Here is an 18,541-nt window from a genome sequence, read left to right on the forward strand (position 1 = left end):
CTTTACACCCTCTTCTTTGTTAATTTAAGTAATACTTTGCTCAAGCTTTCTTCCGTAAGATCCTCAGCATCAGCAAAATCTGATACTGTAAAAGCTGACTCTGTTGTTGGTTTATTAATAAGTTGAAGAAGATGCCTCAACATACCATCTGCTATCGCTTGAATTTTTAATCTAGAAAACTGTTCTCTACTATATATCCAAACAAAATGTAACTTCTCATCTTTTACCATACCGATAACCTCAATTAGATGAGATGGCTTGGAATCTGGAGCATGATCTAAAAATGTAAACCCTGTCTCTTGCATAAACAAAGATTCTTTTGAAAACACTTGATCAAATTGGCCCAAATAGTTAAAGCTTATTGAAGGCTTTTGCTGATAAAACGGAAGTAATTCTTTTTTCAAGTAACGTAAAATACCATAATCAACTCCGCGATTCGGAATTTGACGCAATTGATCTTTTACAGCCTTTAATCCTTCAATAGGTGTTTTAGTTCCTTGAAAATTCAGATGAACAGGATAAATACTCGTGAACCAGCCCACTGTCCGTGATAGATCAATACCTTCAACCATCTCTTCTCTCCCGTGTCCTTCTAGATGAATAGAAACCGTTTGCTGATTTGTAAAATCGACGATAGCTTGTCCTAATGCCGCCAATAGTACCTCATTTATCCTTGTCTTATGAGTCACTGGAACTTCTTGTAACAATGCATGTGTTTCTTCTACTCCTAAAGTCCTCGTCACTTGATCAATCGATTCTTCTGTTGTTTCTTGCATTGGATAGTCCATTGGAATTTTCATCGTTTCTTTTTCTACCCGTTCATTCCAATAATCTTGTACTTCTTTTGAAATACCCGAATCACTGTATGCCTGCAGGCGTTCCGACCACTCTTTAAAAGATGTACTTTTCGCAGGTAGGCGAACTCCTTGACCTTGTTTCATCTGGTTATATACCACCTGTAAATCTTCCAATAGAATTCTCCACGATACTCCATCTACTACTAAATGATGAATCACCCAGAATATTCGATCATTTCCAGACAAGGTGTCCTCAAAGTAAACTACTCTCATTAACGGACCTGTAACTAAATTGAAACTAGTTTGAGTAATGTTCATCTCTTCTTGTATTACTTTATTCCACGCTTGTTCATTAGCTTTGTTCCGTTTTACCACATGAAGTACAGAATGCTCATCAGTCCTTTCATTTCTCTGCCTCCACGTTCCATTTGGTAACTGTTCGTACCGGAAACGTAAAGCATCATGATGTTTTAGTAAGTTTAAGATCGCTCCTTCTAGTAACTTCACGTCCAATCTCTCTTTTACTCTTAAAAGCATTGATTGATTCCAATGCTCCGGACGTGAATGTTCTTGCTCGAAGAACCAGTACTGAATTGGAGTAAGGGGCACTTCTCCTGTCACAATTCCCTGCTCCGCTTGCACTCCCTGCGTTTCTATAGCCACTTGTGCCAACTCGGCAATGGTTGGGCATTCAAACATTTGCTTTGGAGTAAGTTTTAACCCCACTTGACTTGCTTGAGATATGATTTGAATACTGAGAATCGAGTCACCACCAATTTCAAAGAAATTATCATAGATTCCCACCTTTTTAACACCTAACACATGCTTCCAGATGGTAGCCAGTATCTGTTCGTTACTATTCCGAGGGGCAACAGCTTCACTTTTAATCTGCTTTTCCTCCGGCACAGGTAAGGCCTCACGATCAACTTTACCGTTAGCTGTAAGTGGAATAGCTTCCATCGTCACAAATCCCGAAGGGACCATATAGCTCGGTAGTTTCGCTTTAAGGTACTCTCTCCACGCACCTACATTTCCATCTCCTACAACATATGCTACTAATCGTTTATCACCCGGTTGATCTTCTCTTACAATTACAACTGCCTCTTTTATAGATGCATATGCATTTAAAGTAGACTCAATCTCCCCAATCTCAATTCGGAAACCACGTATTTTAACCTGATGATCAATTCTTCCACGATAATCCAGATTCCCATCCGGCAAATACCTCGCTAAGTCTCCTGTCCGGTATAATCTTGCTTTCGAATCACTACTAAATGGATGAGATATAAAGCGCTCTGCTGTTAATTCAGGTCTATTTAAATACCCACGTGCAAGCCCTGCCCCGCCAATATAAAGCTCACCATCTACACCTATAGGAACAGGTTGTTGATAGGCGTCTAGTATATACACTTCTAAATCTGGAATTCGTTTTCCGATATTACTTCTTGAAGCATGCTGCACATCATCTAGAGTAATTGGATAATATGTAACATGAACTGTAGTTTCTGTAATTCCATACATGTTAATTAACTGCGGTTCTTTCTCACCATATCTTTGAAACCATGGTAACAAGCTAATAGGTTCTAACGCTTCTCCACCAAATATCACATAACGCAGCTGCAAGTTTTTATTCTCATCTTCTTGTTCACACACCTGTATTAATTGTCGAAATGCGGAAGGCGTCTGATTTAGAACCGTGACTTCTTCCTCTACCAATAGTTGATAGAAATCCTTAGGCGATCGACTAATCCAGTAAGGAACAACAACCAGTTTTCCACCATACAATAATGCTCCCCAAATTTCCCATACTGAGAAATCAAATGCATAAGAATGAAAAAGCGTCCAAGTATCTTTTTCATTAAACTGATACCAACATTCCGTTGATTTAAATAAACGAATAACATTGTGATGCTCTACCATGACGCCCTTCGGATTCCCTGTTGATCCCGAAGTATAGATTACGTAAGCTAGGTGTTGAGGATTTACATTAGAAATCGGTAAAGTCTTACTTTCTTGCTCAATCTCATCTCGATCACGATCAAGACAAATCGATTTTATATTTTCTGGTAACCATTTCAATCCTTTTAAACTTTCTTGCGTTACAACTAATTGAATGCTAGCATCTTCTAAAATATACTGAAGTCGCTGCTCTGGATATGTTGGATCAAGTGGAACATAAGCTCCACCAGCCTTCAAAATCCCCAAAATGCCTACAATCATTCCCAGAGAACGTTCAACACAAAGGCCCACCAAAGAATCGGGTCCTATTCCTTTTTTCTGTAGATAATGTGCTAACTGATTTGCACGTTCATTTAGCTCTCTATAGGTAATCCTCTCCTTTTCATACATAACTGCAATAGCATTTGGATAAATCATCGCTTGCTGTTCAAACAATTCATGAATGGTTGCATGATATGGAAAGTCAAGCTTTGGTTCATTGAACTCTACTAAACTTTTTCTTTTATCTTCTTCTGAAATAATTTCAATCTCAAAAACTTTTTGCTTTGGGTTTTTAAATGTATTTTCTATTATTGCTAACATGGTTTTAAAAAAGCGGTTTATCTCTTCTTTAGAAAATAGCTCTTTACGATAGTCAATATGTACTTGTAAAGAGTCTATATCAGTCAAATTCTCAATATGTACTGCAAAATCTTGCATTTCTTCACCATTTGGAATCCAAAGTGAGTCACCACTTTCATCACGATCTCTATAATCAATCGTAGTTCCGAAAAGTCTAACATTGCTGTTGTTCTCTTTATTAATCTGCTTTAATAACAAATCAAATGGAAATTTCTGATGTCGTAATGATTTACTTTGTTTTCTGGACACTCGACCAATAAATGAAAGCACTTCTTCTTCAGGGGCGATATCCATTCTTAGAGGAACTGTACTCACCATCATTCCAATTAATTCCCGCTCCATTTTAGTCATACGATTGCCATAAGCCATTCCTAATGCAATATCAAGCGACGAGGTCCACCGATAAATCGACAACGAAAACGCAGCAACAAAAAGAGAATATACACTTAATTTATAATCTTCAGAAAATAACTCTATCTTTTTCTTCAAATGCTCCGATAATATAAACGTTTCACGTGATGCTTTGGTACTAACTTGGTACGTATTATAAGGCTTCAATCCCGTCACAGATGGAATTGTTTTAAATTCCTCTAACCAGAATTTTTGATCTTTTTGAAAGCGAATACTATTCAAGTATGTTTGTTCATTGGCCAGAAATTGAACATATGAATTTCTAATTTCGCCTTCCTCAGTCTCGTTATGCATCTCATAATAATATTTTGCAATCTGACTGGTAAATATTTGGATTGATAAACCATCCATGATAATATGATGAACATTCCCAAAGACTGCACATTCATTATCGTTTAATTTTATTAAAGCGAAATAGTATAAATCTGAATTAAATAATGTAAACGTTTCTTTTGTTTTCTGCTCAATCCATTTCTCAAGCAAATCTGAATCCTCCACGGAACTGAAATCGAAAAACTCAAATTCTTGTTCTTCATGTTTAATAAAATATTGTTCAGGTTCCTGATGCCCATTTTCTTTTAATTTGATGCAAAGACCATCATTTTCACTAATAACACGATTCACAACTCGATTTAATTTTGAATAATCCATTTTTCTATGAAGTTTAAACAAAAACCTTAAATTACATATCCCTTTACCGGAATGAATAACTTCTGTATACCATATTCTCCTCTGTGGATGACTTAACGGATAACATTCCTCATTGGCCATAAAAAATCTTCCCTTCAAAAATTATTTACTCTTACAGGTTCTTGTTTATGTGTAACCCATAAATATTTTTGTAGTGCAACCCCAATTACTGCAATGATGATGAGCCCAATACCCACATAAAAATAGAGTTCAATTACTCCGAAAAAGTGAACCAGTGGACCGCTCATAGCAGGTGAAATAATGAGGGCTGCATTTGCTAAACTGCTTTGAATCCCAAATACTCTTCCGACCTGTTCTTGATGAGATTCTATTTGTAGAATGACTTGATTGGATACAAACATAAGTCCACTTCCAATACCAGCTATAAAACTGATCAGATAGGCAAAAATGAGGGATGCATCAGGACTTATCAGAGTTATCAGACTTATTCCTCCAAAGCCAATTCCCATTAAAGCAATACCTCCACATATTACCCAACCATATTGAAAATGTTTTAATTTCTGAGTTAAGAATGCGCCAATTATTCCCCCAAGACCAATAATAGAAATGATGTATCCCATTTTACTCTTATCATTTGGGAACAAGCTCTTAAATAAAGTAGGGAACTGTGAGTCTACTAATTGTAATACTGCCATAGCTATTGTAAAGAAAATCATGGTTGATAATATCATCCGATTGGATAATACATAACCCCAGCCTTGTAACCAAGCAGTCCAAGTACTTTGCTGTTTCTTTTCTATATGTTCTCTTGACAGAGATTCCTGTAACCTTATTGTGGGCAACAGAACCAAAGCAGCTAGTAAACAGCATATTGCCCTTATAATCAGACAAAACTCTGGCTGAAACCAGCTCAGTAACATTCCTCCTATAAGTGGGCCCAGTATCTTGGTTCCTTGCTCAACTATCCCATTGATACTTACTGCTTTGGTAAGCAGATCAGGAGAAACAATCTGTCGTGTTAGTGTTTGCTGTGCAGGATAGTAAAAAACGGTGAAAATGGAACGAACCATTAATGCTAACAAAAGCCAATGAATATTTTGGACAAATAAAAGAACAATTGTTAATAAACCAACCATTAGATTACAAAACATCATAATTGGAATTTTTCTAAAGCGATCAGCAATCACGCCTGCCCATGAACTAAATATAATCCCAGGAAGTGCATACGCAACAGGAATTAATCCAATCATGGTGGGGTCTACTTCCCATTCAAAACTAACAATGGTCATAATGGCTAACATGTCAATAAATACTCCGAGCATAAGCAGTGAATACGCAGAGAAAACTTGTAAATAAATTGTATTTTCCCATAGACTTTTTGATTCGGTAATTTTCATAAAAACGAGCTCCTTAAGTTTACTAAATAGGGACGATAGAAACTAATTGGGTGGAATAAGAGACTTCTCCCGCCTCTTCAACCCTATTCTTTTTTTGCAGTTCGTTTGTGATGGTAATGAAATCAATAGCTTGCTTTGACTTTCTCAAAGACACTAACGCTCTAAAAGTGAGATATTGACTAACAATTAAATCATAACACTCCTATTAATGGGATTATTTTCTAAAAATAATATAGAAAACAATGAATATTCCGATTATTATTTTCTGAAAACCAGAAATATTTCTATAAAACAACTAAATTAAGATTAAATCGTATCGCAGATTTTAAATAATATTAATAAATAGAATCTATTTTAAACGTAAGAAATTTGTAAGGAATGGGTAAGGAAAAAGAGAGTTTCATTGTATAGGATAAAAATATTACGAGGCGTGAAAGGCGGAACAGATATGACTTATATATGAAAAACAAACTAGTAACAAAAGTGTTTCAAGGAAAAGAAGTAATTTCTGTGGTTTACAAACATGTGAAAAAAGAGAGATTTACCGTTTGTTAGGGCAGAATGGCGTTGATAAAATAATACTTATGAAGATGATTACAAATTCAATGTTGACCTTTTTTAATCGGTGAAGATGATAGCTGTGTGGTTAGCATGAAACAGCAAGCAACCACCTATACAATATGAATAGAGGAGAGGAATGCCTTATGAAAACACGTAGTCAAATTACATGTGCAAGTCTGGCCCTTTTAATAGCTGGAAGTTCTCTATTATATACAACACCAACCTCAATTGTAAAAGCAGAGCCCACTCAGAATGTATCTAGTTCGTTACAAACAAATACTCAACGAGATCGTACTTCCGTCAAGCAAGCAATGCGGAATACATTGCAATTTGGATACCCGGGGATACTTGCTAAAACTTCTGAGGGTGGAAAAACGTGGGGGTATGCCGCTGGGATAGCGAATCTAAGCACCAAGCAATCAATGAAAACAGATTTTCGCTTTCGCATTGGCAGCGTGACGAAGACGTTCACCGCAACGGTTGTACTTCAATTAGCTGGAGAGAATCGCTTGAATCTAGACGACTACATCGAAAAATGGTTGCCTGGTGTCATTCAAGGAAACGGATATGATGGTAACCAGATTACTATCCGGCAGATATTGAACCATACGAGTGGTATCGCTGAATACTCAAGGTCAAAAGACGCTGATTTTATGGATACAAAAAAATCGTATATGGCTGAAGAGTTAGTGAAGATGGGGATTTCTCTGCCCCCAGACTTTGCCCCAGGAAAGGGTTGGTCTTATTCAAACACAGGATACGTATTACTGGGTATTCTTATTGAAAAAGTAACCGGAAACAGCTATGCGGAAGAGATTGAAAATCGGATTATTGAACCGCTTGAATTATCGAATACATTCCTACCTGGCAATTCAAGCGTTATTCCAGGCATCAATCATGCCCGTGGATATGTCCAACCAGACGGAACAAGTGAGCTAAAAGACGTTACTTATTATAACCCAAGTGTAGCTAGCTCAGCTGGAGATATGATTTCTACTGCTGACGAATTAAATAAATTCTTCTCTTACTTGCTCGGTGGCAAATTACTGAAGGAACAGCAACTAAAACAAATGCTTACTACAGTTCCTACAGGAAAAGAAGGAATCGATGGATATGGTCTTGGAATCTATGAAACTAAGCTTCCAAGCGGTGTCTCGATATGGGGACACACAGGTGGCATTCTAGGGTTTACTACTCTTGTTGGAGGTACACTTGGAGGCAAGCATACGTTGGTCGTCAATTGGAATAGTTTGGGTAGAACTGACAGTCCTAATCCTTTTAAAAATATTTTGCTTGCTGAATTTAGCAAGTAGGAAAAAAGGAAAAATTTATCGTAGTTTTCATAGTTAAAAATATACTTTTCTAGTTCAAGAGCCCTAATTTATTTTCAAGAAAAATTTGGGACTTTTTTTGTTTTGGTGGCGTTTATTCTTCTTAAGTTGATGGATGTACGGTGCTACCCCATGCCCATCAACTTAAGAAGTTGGTTGTTCCCCAAAATGAAAAAATGAATTGAACTTTCATAAATAACTGTAGGGATATAAAATTTTCGTTTTGGGGGTTATTTCAAAATCTTAGGTTGATGGGTATGTGGTAGGGCCCTGTATTTGACTCTTTTTCTACACCTAGATATTCTAGTGTTCGTTCTAACATAAGTGCAGCCTGTTGATGTGTGAGTGTGCCATGTTGGTTAAACTTAGTAGCCGAAACACCTCGGATAATTCCTGCATCGTATAGGGCTTGTACATCATAATGCCGGCTGCGAACGTATTTACACCGAGAAGATGAGTGGGGCAAAAGATGATTGCCCAGAACTGGTATGCTAGCTATTCTTGCAGAGTTTGAGCGTGATATTATTCGTGGAAAGCCTCTTCGTAAAGATCATACGTAAATACAAACAAATCCAGCAAAACACCTCTTCTGTGTCGTACTGGTTTTGTTGAAGTCCATCTAGAATTGTAGCTAGTTCAACGTGATTGCAAATTCCGAGGTCGGCGCGCCAGCAAATACAACCGTTCCGTCCTTCGGCAGTTTTACTTTGTTATTGCCGCTCACAACGGTAAAATTGACACATACTCCCTTCTCATCATACACCGCGAACGAACTCTTCGATGGCAAAGCCACGGTCATCGTTTTCCCCGCTGCCGCTTGTGGGATCGTAAACCATTTCGCATACCCATTTGCTTGCAGCGTAACTTTGGATGATTGGCCTGCATCAAGCGGTTTTACATTGCGTGACTGCTATATGCGTTATATTCAGCTTAAACGCTCACAATTATTTAACTTATATAAAGCGGAAAAAGATGTTTTACTTCGAATACAAAAGGTCCTTCATTATATTAGTACAGAATATCATCAAGATCCTTTTGTTTCTACACTCTTTCAAGAATATAAAGAGTACCATTCACCTGAAATCACAGCTTGTTTTAAAGAATATGAAGAAGAGGCAATTAAAATGATAAGTGATTTACTTGAAAAAGGTTATCAGCAAGGAGCTTTGCATAACGTACCGTTACCGCTAACAGCTTTTATGTTAGTACGAATGATTTTTGACTATGAACAGGATTATATAAAAAGTGAGAAAAGCGATAAAGAATTTTTACAATTACTAAAGCATATGCTTCTTAAAAACTAGTTTTAATAACATACAAAAAACAACATAATCTGCTTTATGTAGAAAATATAAATCTAGCCAAGTGATTGGTAACAAGTGTGATTATAGTTTTAACAGAATATTGATAGTTGTATTTTGGACGATAGGAATAGGATATGTGAACTCCCCCCACTTAGTGGCTCTTACGAGCTTTCTTAAAGTGGTGCTTCTCGGTTAGTCGTTACTTTTGTTAGCTAACGAATTCTTCCTAATATAGCTGAGTTATTGTAGCTGCTTACAATTGACTACATAATCGAACGAGATAATCACTCGCTGTACGTTGACTTACCCAAATACAGAGGATAGCTACTTCGCTTTCAGAAAATAGTTGTAATTCATCTTGAATCGAAAGATTCATAAAAAAACGTTATTTATTCTATATAGCTTTTTAGAAAAAATAACGTTTTTTACACTCGGGTGATGTGAAAATTCTTAAACTGTCGGGTATGTGACAGAAAACCTAGAATAAATTAGCTAAAAAATCAAATAAATAACTTCCTTATTAATACCAAATCCATTGATTATTATTAAATGTAAGTTATCATCAATCGATATGTATACAAAAAAACCTTTCTTACGAAAGGTTGAGCAGAATAATTCATTTCCTACTTATCACTGAGCTTTTCCCTTTACAATCTCGAAGTAAGAGTTTTTAGGGCTTTCGAGCGACTAATATACCATTAGCCCCTGGGGAATGAAATGTAATTCTTTGGATATCTATAAATCCAATATTTTTTAACCAACCCTCATATTCTGACCAACTGTAGTTTCGGCCTTTTATTGTTTCAATAAGCATATTTAATGACATGAGAGCCGCGGATATAGGTCCAGTTTTATCATCATCAATCATTAGTTCACTTATAATAATACTTCCACCTTCAGGAAGTACATTATAACATTTTTGTAAAATCTCATGATTTTCCTCAGGTGACCAATTTTGAAGAAGCATTGAAAGAAGAATAACATCTGATCCTTTAGGTAACTCCTCTTTAAAAAAATCTCCAGTATGCGTTTTAATTCGATGAGATAATTCTGCCTGTTCAATTTTTTCTTTAGCAATTTTTAATGCAGGTGCTAAATCGAAAACTACTGCATGTAAATCAGGGTATTTTTGTACTGCTTCTATACAATATGCCCCAGAACATCCACCGACATCAAGAAGTTGCGTATTTTGGGAGAAATCAAAAACCTTAGTAAGCTCTTTCCCTGTTTGAATACTCCAGCTATGCATACCCTCTGTAAAAATCCGCTGTTCTTCAGGGTTAACAGAAATAGACTCAAAAATCCCTAGAGAATCATCTTTTAATACTTGCATCTGATCGGTTTTAATAGCTTCTGTGAGCTTACTCCAGGGGATATATTCTCTTTTATCCAACATAGTTATAACTCCACCGAAGTAATAAGGTTCACCTTTAACTAAAAATTTATTTGATAAAGGGGAATTATAATACAATTCTCCTTTCTTTGTAAGTAAACCTAAAGCAGTACATGCAGTTAATAACATTTCGGCAGGACGCATCTGAATTTCTAGTTCCTTTGTTACTTCTTTTATATTTATACCTTGTTTGGGCATTATATTAAAAATCTCTAATTCTACAGCTGATGCAAGTGCTTTAGAAGCCCAAAACCCAGTTGCAATATTCAGTAAATTATTAGCTGATATATCTTCTATTTTATTTTTAATCTGACTATTCATTTCTCCCACTCCTTATTATAGATAGTTATACATATTACAAGTTCAAAAGAATAAGAATATAGTATCGATCATAAATGATACAAGCGCGATGTAGAAGTCTCTTCTATGATTTCATCAAGTTGGATACGAAGTTGCTGTAATCGGTCTTCTCCTTCTATAGTCATTCCTGTAGAAAGATACTCCTTTTGTGGAATGTTTTTTTCAGATAAAGTGAATACAGCTCTCGATTTATGCATGATTCGCCAACGTTTTACTGTATCTATACATACATTAAATTTGTTAATTAATTCTTCATTGGTAACTATTATAGGTTGTATTTCTTTAGCTAGTTTTTCGATTAACTCTATGATGCTTCTTTGTTCATATGTCATATACATACGAGATTCTTGTAATAAGATTCTCATAGAAGATTTACCAGAAATCTGTAGTATAGCATCAACAATGTGAACAATTGGGGACATTGGACCACTTGCTCCTGTTAGTATCTTTCCGGATTTTGAAGCGAGGCCCCAAATCATGAATGGTTGAATAGATGATAAAAAACTTTCTCCGCTAAAACTTCCCTTTTTCAAAGTGCTTGCAAACATTTTTGTTATATTTATTACTATCTTATGAAGTTCATCAAGTAGGATAGTAATAGATTCTGTTGTGAGTCCACTTAAAATTACATTCTTGATTACTGGAAATATGGATGCACCGATAGCTTCCATTCGAACAATGGTCATTGAAAAGTTTTTATGATGTTCTCTGTGCTCTTCAGTTGCCCAACAGAATATCGGTTGTAACCCTTCACCTTTAATTACATTTTCTATATTATAAATTTGATTAGAACCAATGTTATCGACCTTCCAGTTATAGAGCATTAAATTGTGAAGAGTACCGACTGGTGGCATTCCAAGTTTCTCATTAATATATTGCCAGTATTCCAAGCAATATTCCGGAATATCTAGTGTTTTTCTAGCATATTCGCCGGATTTAGGTGGAATAGTATCCCATCTGAAACTATGAAATATAATTGCTAATCGAGTACTTAGATTATTAAGTTCATAGTTATTTAATGATTTTACATTATTTACATCAAAAAGTTTCTTATGCTTTGCAAGAAACTCTTTCACTAAATTTCGCGCACCTAGATAATGTAATTCCTGTATACATTGATTTGCTAAAATATCAAATTCCGATAAGTAATTAGGAAGTTGATGTAATTGTAATGGTGTAGTATTAGGTAAAAAACCATGAGAATATTTATCTAATTTTTGAATATCTAACTCATTAAAAGCTTTTGACATTATGATTCCTCCATAAATTGATTCGAAATGTTTTATTAAAACTTTTTGGGATTTCTATAAATAGTTGGTATAGTATATATTTTCTTATTGGAGATTACTTGTCTGTAAACAGAGCGAACTTGCTTTATAAGTGTTAAGGGGACTTCCTTACTTTTGAATCGATATAGAAAATATGATATTCTCAGGACTTAGTATAATTTGATAATCATACTTTCACAATATAATAATTGGAATTAATTAGAATCTGTGTATTGAGAAAGTTTTTATGTATATTTTGATCCCTCCTTTTCCTAAAATAAAAAAAGGTTATGTTGGAGACAACAGGGCCTTTTTTTCGTAAAATGATTATCCCATTAAATTCCCACAATCTACTTAATCAAAAAAATGGACTATATGCTGGATTCACTTCTTCATAATCACAACACAAGCAAAATCGAACCCACTTTGGATGTTCGTTAAACGTATCCCTGAATGATTGCTTTTTACATTTGGGACATGCTGATATTTCATTCCCCTTATTACGCTTCTGACTCTCCACATTCTCAAAAGATACATTTGTAGTTGGTATTTCATTCGTACACAATATACCTTCCCCCTCTCTTTTTTCAGGAATTTATAGACAACGAAAAAAGGACACACCTATGGCATATGTATGCGTAGGTGTGTCCTTTTGCAAGATAGATTTAGAGGTATTTTGTTACTTTCATCACATCATATTTCTTATTAATTTTATATACAGAATTTAAGATTTTACGATATTATTTCTTTTTCTCATATACAAAAGTAATCCTCTTCTGTTCGGAGTCATATGTTAATTTCGCACCAAACATTTTTCCTGTTTTCTTCGATACAAATCCTTTAATTGTATCCATCATATGTATCAAACCTTTCTTTTTTGGTGTAAAAAGTGTTTTATTACATGATAAAAAGCACCCTACACAAGGATGCTCTTAATGTGATAAGGAGTTAGATATGAGTGAATAAGGAACAACGCAGGGTTGTACCTATACTTGTCCTTATCAAAAGGTGACATAATAACAGCACCCGTTTCCACGAGTACTTTGGTAAAAAAGGGATTAGATGAAATATAACTTGTTTTATACTATATGCTTGTCTCTTTTAAAGTGTGAAAATGAAAAAGAGCACTCTCCTTAAGTGCTCTCTCGCAAAGAGTATCGGTAATTATATTTGCAACCGTTCTATATAAGTGTATGCTTCTCAATTATCTTTATGTCTGAAATTGTTATTATATAATCCATTACGGTATGTCATATTTCGTATAAAAAAGAGTAACCATACATCACTTGCTCTCATATTGTTTACTTTTAATATATATTATTATATTTTAGTAAGCATAACTACTAAAGGAGGAAATCTATGATTAACGCAATAGGTATAGCTTTCATTATTTCCTACGATTTGGCTAATACAGATAGTTTTTAAATCGAACAAAGTAATGCGCTTATTGAATCCATCAGTTCTCGAAAAATGATAAATAATGAAGGAAAGCCTGTATTAGAAATAACATGTAAATATAACATTCTAATGAATGAAAATACTGAATGCATAACTATTAATAATTACACAGGAAAGATATCACCTTTTCTTCGTTCAATAGTAGGACCAGGTCTTGTCATAACTGAAAATTATTATTTAAACCATGTTGATAAGCCCACTAAGCATATAAAAGAAATTATAAAGGAACTTTTAGAATAATAAGGGCAACCATGCATTCGTTGCCCTTTCGTCAAATGTCTATGTTATTACTATAAATCATTTTTTCAATAGGTAACATTCACGGAACCCAACATTGGAAAACCACTTTATTTTATTGGCTGTAATTTCCGTTTTGTAGGCACTTCAAAATGTTAGCTTAATGGGAATGAGGGAAACCCCATAATTACCATCAACATTTTGGCGTAGTTTCAATATATATTAGACCCCTATGTTAGTGGCTTCCATAATGCCAAGGCAAATATCCAATTCGGATCACCATTTCCTTGATGATTTTGAACAGCTTCATACACTTTCCCTTGATGCTCTACTTTGTCCCCCTTTGTATATGCCTTCCTCGGATCCCATTTTTCATAAGATACATTTTGATCTTTTGTTTTTATCAGAAGAATGTTACTTTGATTTGATGTATTTCCAGCTGCATCTACAGCCTTCACTGCATATTTATATTCCTTACTAACTTTTAGGTTTTGATCAGTAAACGTCGTTCCTTGTACCGTTTGAATCAATTGTCCATCACGTAATACCTGATATTCTTTTACACCTACATTATCTGAAGAAGGATTCCATTTTAGCTCTACACTGTTAGAAGTAACATTGCTTGCATATAATCCTTGTGGCTGTGTTGGAGCCTCTGTATCTGGCTTAGGATTAACAATTTGATTTACTTTCTTCAGGCCATCCTTTGTAACCTCATACATTACCTTTTTATCAAAGCTTTCGTGCTTATTATTATCTAAATTTATTAACGTTGCTCTCTCTTCACCTTCTAGGTGTGTAAGTTCAATAAAATCGCCCACTTTTACTGGGACTGTTTTTGATTCAGCATTTTGCTGTTTATTCCCATAAACCTCTTTGTTATAGACCAATTTACCTGATGTGTTTTGCACTTTAATACTTGCATATGTGCCATCAAAGTAATGGTGTGGTACACCTGCTTTTAGGTCAATTTGCATTTCTTCTGTTGATTTATTTAAATTTACTTTTGCAAATTCAAAATCTCCAATCCCTTTCAGTGACCATGAAAACTGTTTTCCTTCCAAGATATCATCTGTATTTGGTACATGGCTTTTTATTTGAGTAAGAAGATCCATCATCGGTCGCGGTTCATTCGCAAAAACAGAAATGATACTGTTATTTAATTCTTTCCACTCAGCATCTGTTACATTTGGATTTTGTAACATAAGAGAAACGTAATCTTTCCATACTAAAAAATTGATTGGTAAAATATTGGTGGATATTTTATAAATTGCAATTTTATTATCTGCTGAAGTGATCGCTTTCGCTAACCAGCGTAATCGCTCTGATTGATCTAGTTTTACTGGGTCACGTTCAGCATTTTCAAATAGTAGCATATACGGTACTTGATTTGTCGGGCTATTATCTGACCAAGGAATAACAGTTGCATCATGACGGCTCGATTCACCCCATCCGGATATATCATTTCCTAAATTCCAAGAAGATGGTTTGTTATTCCATATGAGTGCACAATGTCCAGGTTGTCCAACAGGCATAGCTGCCACTCCAAAGGCTTGGCTTACTTGCGTACCAAACTTCGAAATATTACCGCATACCCCGCCAAATCTGTAAATGGAAGAAAGATTCCAACCTAAACCGTAGAATGCATCATTTCCAGCGTGAATGCTAACTCCATCTTTGTTATGGGTTGTATATTTAATCAAATATGCACTTTCCCCTACCTTATCTTGACTTTTAAGTTCTGGATGTTCCGTATTAATCATATTTCTTGCCCAAGTTAAATCTTCTTCTGGTGACCAAGTATTCACTACTAATCTTAAATGCCAAACATCATATGTTCTAAAGCAAGGAAGTAACTCGTTATTTTGATCTGCTGATTTATAATGCTGGTATCTTGTTAATGGATTAATAGGTTTATTGCTTGTCCAATATTTTATAGGTTCAGCATGAGCTAACGATGTGGATATCGCTAATTTTAAATACAATCCTTTGTGAGAATCTGCATCCGCATTCCAAATTGTATGCCATATCTCAAGTGCATTTACAGGGTTTTTTCCAGTTGGACTACCACCTTCAAGATAGGTATTCATCACATCTGTATTTTTCATAGCCCAGCTAAGAAATTTTTGATGGTCAGCATCTTTTTTAGCAAATGCATCCATTGTTGCAGCACCTGTTTGTGATATGAATTGCCACTGAGCCAAAGCTGCTGCAAATACTGGATCTACAAGCTTCTTTTTTAAATTCTCTTCAGTAATACCCCCAATATTTCCATTCAGATATGCTGTGAGATTATTCAAATGAGCTTCAAAATTACCATTTGCAATTGCTTGATCCGTCTGTTGGTCCAATGTTTCTAAAGTGAATGTCTCTTGATTGAATGACATTGTTTCAGCTGAAACCTTTGTATGCGGAATCGTAGCAATACTTCCTAAAATAATCGGCATTGTTAATAATAAAGATGAAATCCTTTTCAAAATAATTCCCCCTTTTTTGTTTTTGACCTTTGACTGCTGCATGATTCTCGTTTATATAAAATAATTTCCATACTTAAAGGCATGAGGAATTAAACAGCCAACATGAATATAATTTGGTAGTTTCCTAACCTTTCGCAACTGGCTGACATAGTGGAATGCACCTTAGTCCCTATAACTTTCACTAATTTTACCTTTATCGAATTTCATTTTATAACGTGGTATTCCCACGCCCATCAACTTAAAAATTCAAAGTAAGTGGTTTCCATAACGATAAGGCAAATATCCAATTCGGATCACCATTTCCTTGATGATTTTGAACAGCTTCATACACTTTCCCTTGATGTTCTACTTTGTCGCCCTTTGTATATGCCTTCCTCGGATCCCATTTTTCATAAGATATATTTTGATCTTTTATTTTTATCAGAAGAATGTTACTTTGATTTGATGTATTCCCAGCTGCATCTACAGCCTTTACTGCGTATTTATATTCCTTATTAGCTGTTAGATTTTGATCAATAAACGTCGTACCTTGTATTGTTTGAATTAGTTGTCCATCACGTAATACCTGATATTCTTTTACACCTACATTATCTGTAGAAGGATTCCATTTTAGTTCTACACTGTTAGAAGTAACGTTGCTTGCATATAATCCTTGTGGCTGCGTGGGAGCTTCTGTATCTGGTTTCGGATTAACAATGCTATCTACTTTCTTCAATCCCTCTTTTGTAATCTCATAGACTGCTTTGTTACCAAAACTTTCCTGCATGTTCTTTTCCATATTTGTAATATTAGCTCGGTTCGCTCCTTCTAAATGTGTGAATTCGATAAAATCGCCTACTTTTACCGGAACTTTGGCTTGCTCAGCATTTTGTTGCTTATTTCCATAAATCTCTTTGTTATATACTACTTTACCTGATGTGTTTTGCACTTTAATACTTGCATATGTACTATCAAAGTAGTTATGTGGTACACCTGCTTTTAAATCAATTTGCATTTCTTCTGTTGATTTATTTAAATTTACTTTCGCAAATTCAAAATCTCCAATCCCTTTTAGCGACCATGCAAATTCGTTACCTTCTAAAATGTTTGGAAATTCATTTTTGATTTGTACCTTTTTCTCAACAGTTTGATCAAATAAATCTGTTAATATAATTTTTGCATAAGCATTTGTAGATAATAGTATAGATTGACTAATCTCACTTTGATAAGATTTAATATTATCAATTATCTCGATTGGTTGTCCTGTCATATTTTCATCATTATAAATTTCAATTTTACCTTTAAATTGTGGTGTGCTATTTTCTTTTAGTTTCCAGGATACATTTAATTTTTCATTTTCATAATATATAGATTGTATATCAAAATCTAGTTTTCCTATTTCAGGTTGAGTAGGTTGATTTAGTGTGAATATTTTTCCTGTTCCAATGGTAGATTGAGTATTACCTCCTGCTTTGACCCATACATATTCTGAAGTCGCTCCTCCATCATATTGATAAGAAGTATCATGCTGTCCAGAAATACTTTGATTATTCCAAGAATTCCATTGTTTATCTAATAACTTTCGACTATAACCATTTTTTAGGCGTGCTTCTCGAACATCCTGTCCATTACCAGCCCAGTCTTCTTGAAACATTCCTAATCCATGATTAAATGCAACATTAGCAACCGGAAAGTCCATAATTGCAATTAGATGCCATTTATTCTTTGTTACATCTTTCATCCATTGTCCAAATTTAGTATGACCATTTTCTTGCCATGAACGCATTGTCATTCTGTACCAATTGTGGTCTTTCCAACCATAAGTTGTTTGAACCTTCAGTCCTGTTCCTTCTCCTCCAAAGAGTCCAGCTTGTGAATTCGGAGATAAGTATTCGGCCTTTATTGCTTCTTTAGAGGCAATTGGATCCCATAAGGCAAAATGTAAAGTACGTTTTCCATTTTCATCAAACCCACTTTGTTGTTGAAAACCAGCATATCCTCCAGCTTCACCACCTGCATTCCAGTTGTGTACAGCCCAATACGTATAAGGTGCAGTCTGAACTGGTGACCAGTCTATACTAATAATATCTGAGGAAGCTGTATTTTGTGGACTCACATAAACTGAAGGAGCAGCTGAACGTGTTACTGCTTTAGTGTGCGAAATAGACGTTCCAAACATAGAAAACATGCTACATGCTGCGGTAATTATAATAACTTTATTAAATCTTTTTTTCGTTTTCTGACTAATCACTAATCTACTTCCTTTTCTAATTTTTATTTTTAAATAATAACTTAGTAGAGAAATCTATCAAAATTCAAGCAACATCCAGTAATTCT

12 protein-coding genes and 1 pseudogene are annotated in these 18,541 nt (G+C 35.0%); 2 read left to right on the forward strand and 11 right to left on the reverse strand.

Translation table 11 applies throughout. The features are described from left to right. Positions 1 to 2 precede the first annotated feature (2 nt). The 3 genes from BG05_RS00815 to BG05_RS32100 are packed head-to-tail and all read right to left on the reverse strand — an operon-like array spanning position 3 to position 5,990. On the reverse strand, positions 3 to 4,559 hold the full coding sequence (locus tag BG05_RS00815; protein WP_033734377.1) for a non-ribosomal peptide synthetase: 4,557 nt from the start codon (positions 4,557 to 4,559) through the stop codon (positions 3 to 5). 14 nt (positions 4,560 to 4,573) lie between these two features. Beyond that, positions 4,574 to 5,836 (reverse strand): MFS transporter, encoded by a 1,263-nt coding sequence (locus BG05_RS00820; RefSeq protein WP_003192743.1) that lies wholly within the window; start codon positions 5,834 to 5,836, stop codon positions 4,574 to 4,576. A gap of 22 nt (positions 5,837 to 5,858) precedes the next feature. Further along, a complete protein-coding gene (locus tag BG05_RS32100; protein ID WP_003192741.1) occupies positions 5,859 to 5,990 on the reverse strand; it encodes a DnaB-like helicase N-terminal domain-containing protein in 132 nt (43 codons plus the stop codon). A gap of 550 nt (positions 5,991 to 6,540) precedes the next feature. On the opposite strand from BG05_RS32100, the gene BG05_RS00825 reads away from it, so the two are divergent. After that, the gene (locus tag BG05_RS00825) at positions 6,541 to 7,710 is read left to right on the forward strand and encodes a serine hydrolase domain-containing protein (RefSeq protein WP_016127774.1); all 1,170 of its coding nucleotides are present in this window, start codon (positions 6,541 to 6,543) and stop codon (positions 7,708 to 7,710) included. 649 nt (positions 7,711 to 8,359) lie between these two features. On the opposite strand, the pseudogene BG05_RS00830 reads toward BG05_RS00825, so the two are convergent. Continuing rightward, positions 8,360 to 8,629: pseudogene (locus BG05_RS00830) on the reverse strand (serine hydrolase); the annotation flags it as partial. Between BG05_RS00830 and BG05_RS00835 the strand changes: the two are divergent. After that, positions 8,553 to 9,032, forward strand: a complete 480-nt coding sequence (locus BG05_RS00835; RefSeq protein ID WP_309461353.1) for a TetR family transcriptional regulator — start codon at positions 8,553 to 8,555, stop codon at positions 9,030 to 9,032. The pseudogene BG05_RS00830 and the gene BG05_RS00835 overlap by 77 nt on opposite strands. Positions 9,033 to 9,285: 253 nt before the next feature. Here the strand turns inward: BG05_RS00835 and BG05_RS31805 are convergent, their stop codons facing one another. The 7 genes from BG05_RS31805 to BG05_RS00865 form a co-directional block, all read right to left on the reverse strand. Beyond that, on the reverse strand, positions 9,286 to 9,408 hold the full coding sequence (locus BG05_RS31805) for a hypothetical protein (RefSeq protein ID WP_003192791.1): 123 nt from the start codon (positions 9,406 to 9,408) through the stop codon (positions 9,286 to 9,288). 294 nt (positions 9,409 to 9,702) lie between these two features. Beyond that, on the reverse strand, positions 9,703 to 10,746 hold the full coding sequence (locus tag BG05_RS00840) for a methyltransferase (RefSeq protein ID WP_002203968.1): 1,044 nt from the start codon (positions 10,744 to 10,746) through the stop codon (positions 9,703 to 9,705). A gap of 68 nt (positions 10,747 to 10,814) precedes the next feature. Then, complete coding sequence (locus BG05_RS00845; protein WP_002203967.1) at positions 10,815 to 12,035, reverse strand: PrnB family protein; 1,221 nt, start codon at positions 12,033 to 12,035, stop codon at positions 10,815 to 10,817. A gap of 376 nt (positions 12,036 to 12,411) precedes the next feature. Then, entirely contained in the window at positions 12,412 to 12,618 is a 207-nt protein-coding gene (locus BG05_RS00850) for a hypothetical protein (protein ID WP_033713875.1), read from the reverse strand. Between the two features lie 175 nt (positions 12,619 to 12,793). After that, positions 12,794 to 12,910 carry a DNA topoisomerase I gene (locus BG05_RS00855; RefSeq protein ID WP_002203966.1) on the reverse strand — a complete coding sequence of 39 codons (117 nt, stop codon included), beginning with the start codon at positions 12,908 to 12,910 and terminating at the stop codon, positions 12,794 to 12,796. Between the two features lie 1,068 nt (positions 12,911 to 13,978). Then, entirely contained in the window at positions 13,979 to 16,225 is a 2,247-nt protein-coding gene (locus BG05_RS00860) for a putative mucin/carbohydrate-binding domain-containing protein (protein WP_016127776.1), read from the reverse strand. A gap of 238 nt (positions 16,226 to 16,463) precedes the next feature. Then, positions 16,464 to 18,455 carry a DUF3472 domain-containing protein gene (locus BG05_RS00865; protein ID WP_003192781.1) on the reverse strand — a complete coding sequence of 664 codons (1,992 nt, stop codon included), beginning with the start codon at positions 18,453 to 18,455 and terminating at the stop codon, positions 16,464 to 16,466. Positions 18,456 to 18,541: the final 86 nt, after the last annotated feature.

It is taken from the genome of Bacillus mycoides (assembly GCF_000832605.1).
Taxonomy (GTDB): domain Bacteria; phylum Bacillota; class Bacilli; order Bacillales; family Bacillaceae_G; genus Bacillus_A; species Bacillus_A mycoides.

What these genes read in the sequence shown, in the direction of transcription:
- BG05_RS00815 (WP_033734377.1), bottom strand. Translation starts at nt 4,559, where the DNA reads ATGGCCAATGAGGAATGTTATCCGTTAAGTCATCCACAGAGGAGAATA.
- BG05_RS00820 (WP_003192743.1), bottom strand. Translation starts at nt 5,836, where the DNA reads ATGAAAATTACCGAATCAAAAAGTCTATGGGAAAATACAATTTATTTA.
- BG05_RS00825 (WP_016127774.1), top strand. Translation starts at nt 6,541, where the DNA reads ATGAAAACACGTAGTCAAATTACATGTGCAAGTCTGGCCCTTTTAATA.
- BG05_RS31805 (WP_003192791.1), bottom strand. Translation starts at nt 9,408, where the DNA reads ATGAATCTTTCGATTCAAGATGAATTACAACTATTTTCTGAAAGCGAA.
- BG05_RS00840 (WP_002203968.1), bottom strand. Translation starts at nt 10,746, where the DNA reads ATGAATAGTCAGATTAAAAATAAAATAGAAGATATATCAGCTAATAAT.
- BG05_RS00845 (WP_002203967.1), bottom strand. Translation starts at nt 12,035, where the DNA reads ATGTCAAAAGCTTTTAATGAGTTAGATATTCAAAAATTAGATAAATAT.
- BG05_RS00855 (WP_002203966.1), bottom strand. Translation starts at nt 12,910, where the DNA reads ATGATGGATACAATTAAAGGATTTGTATCGAAGAAAACAGGAAAAATG.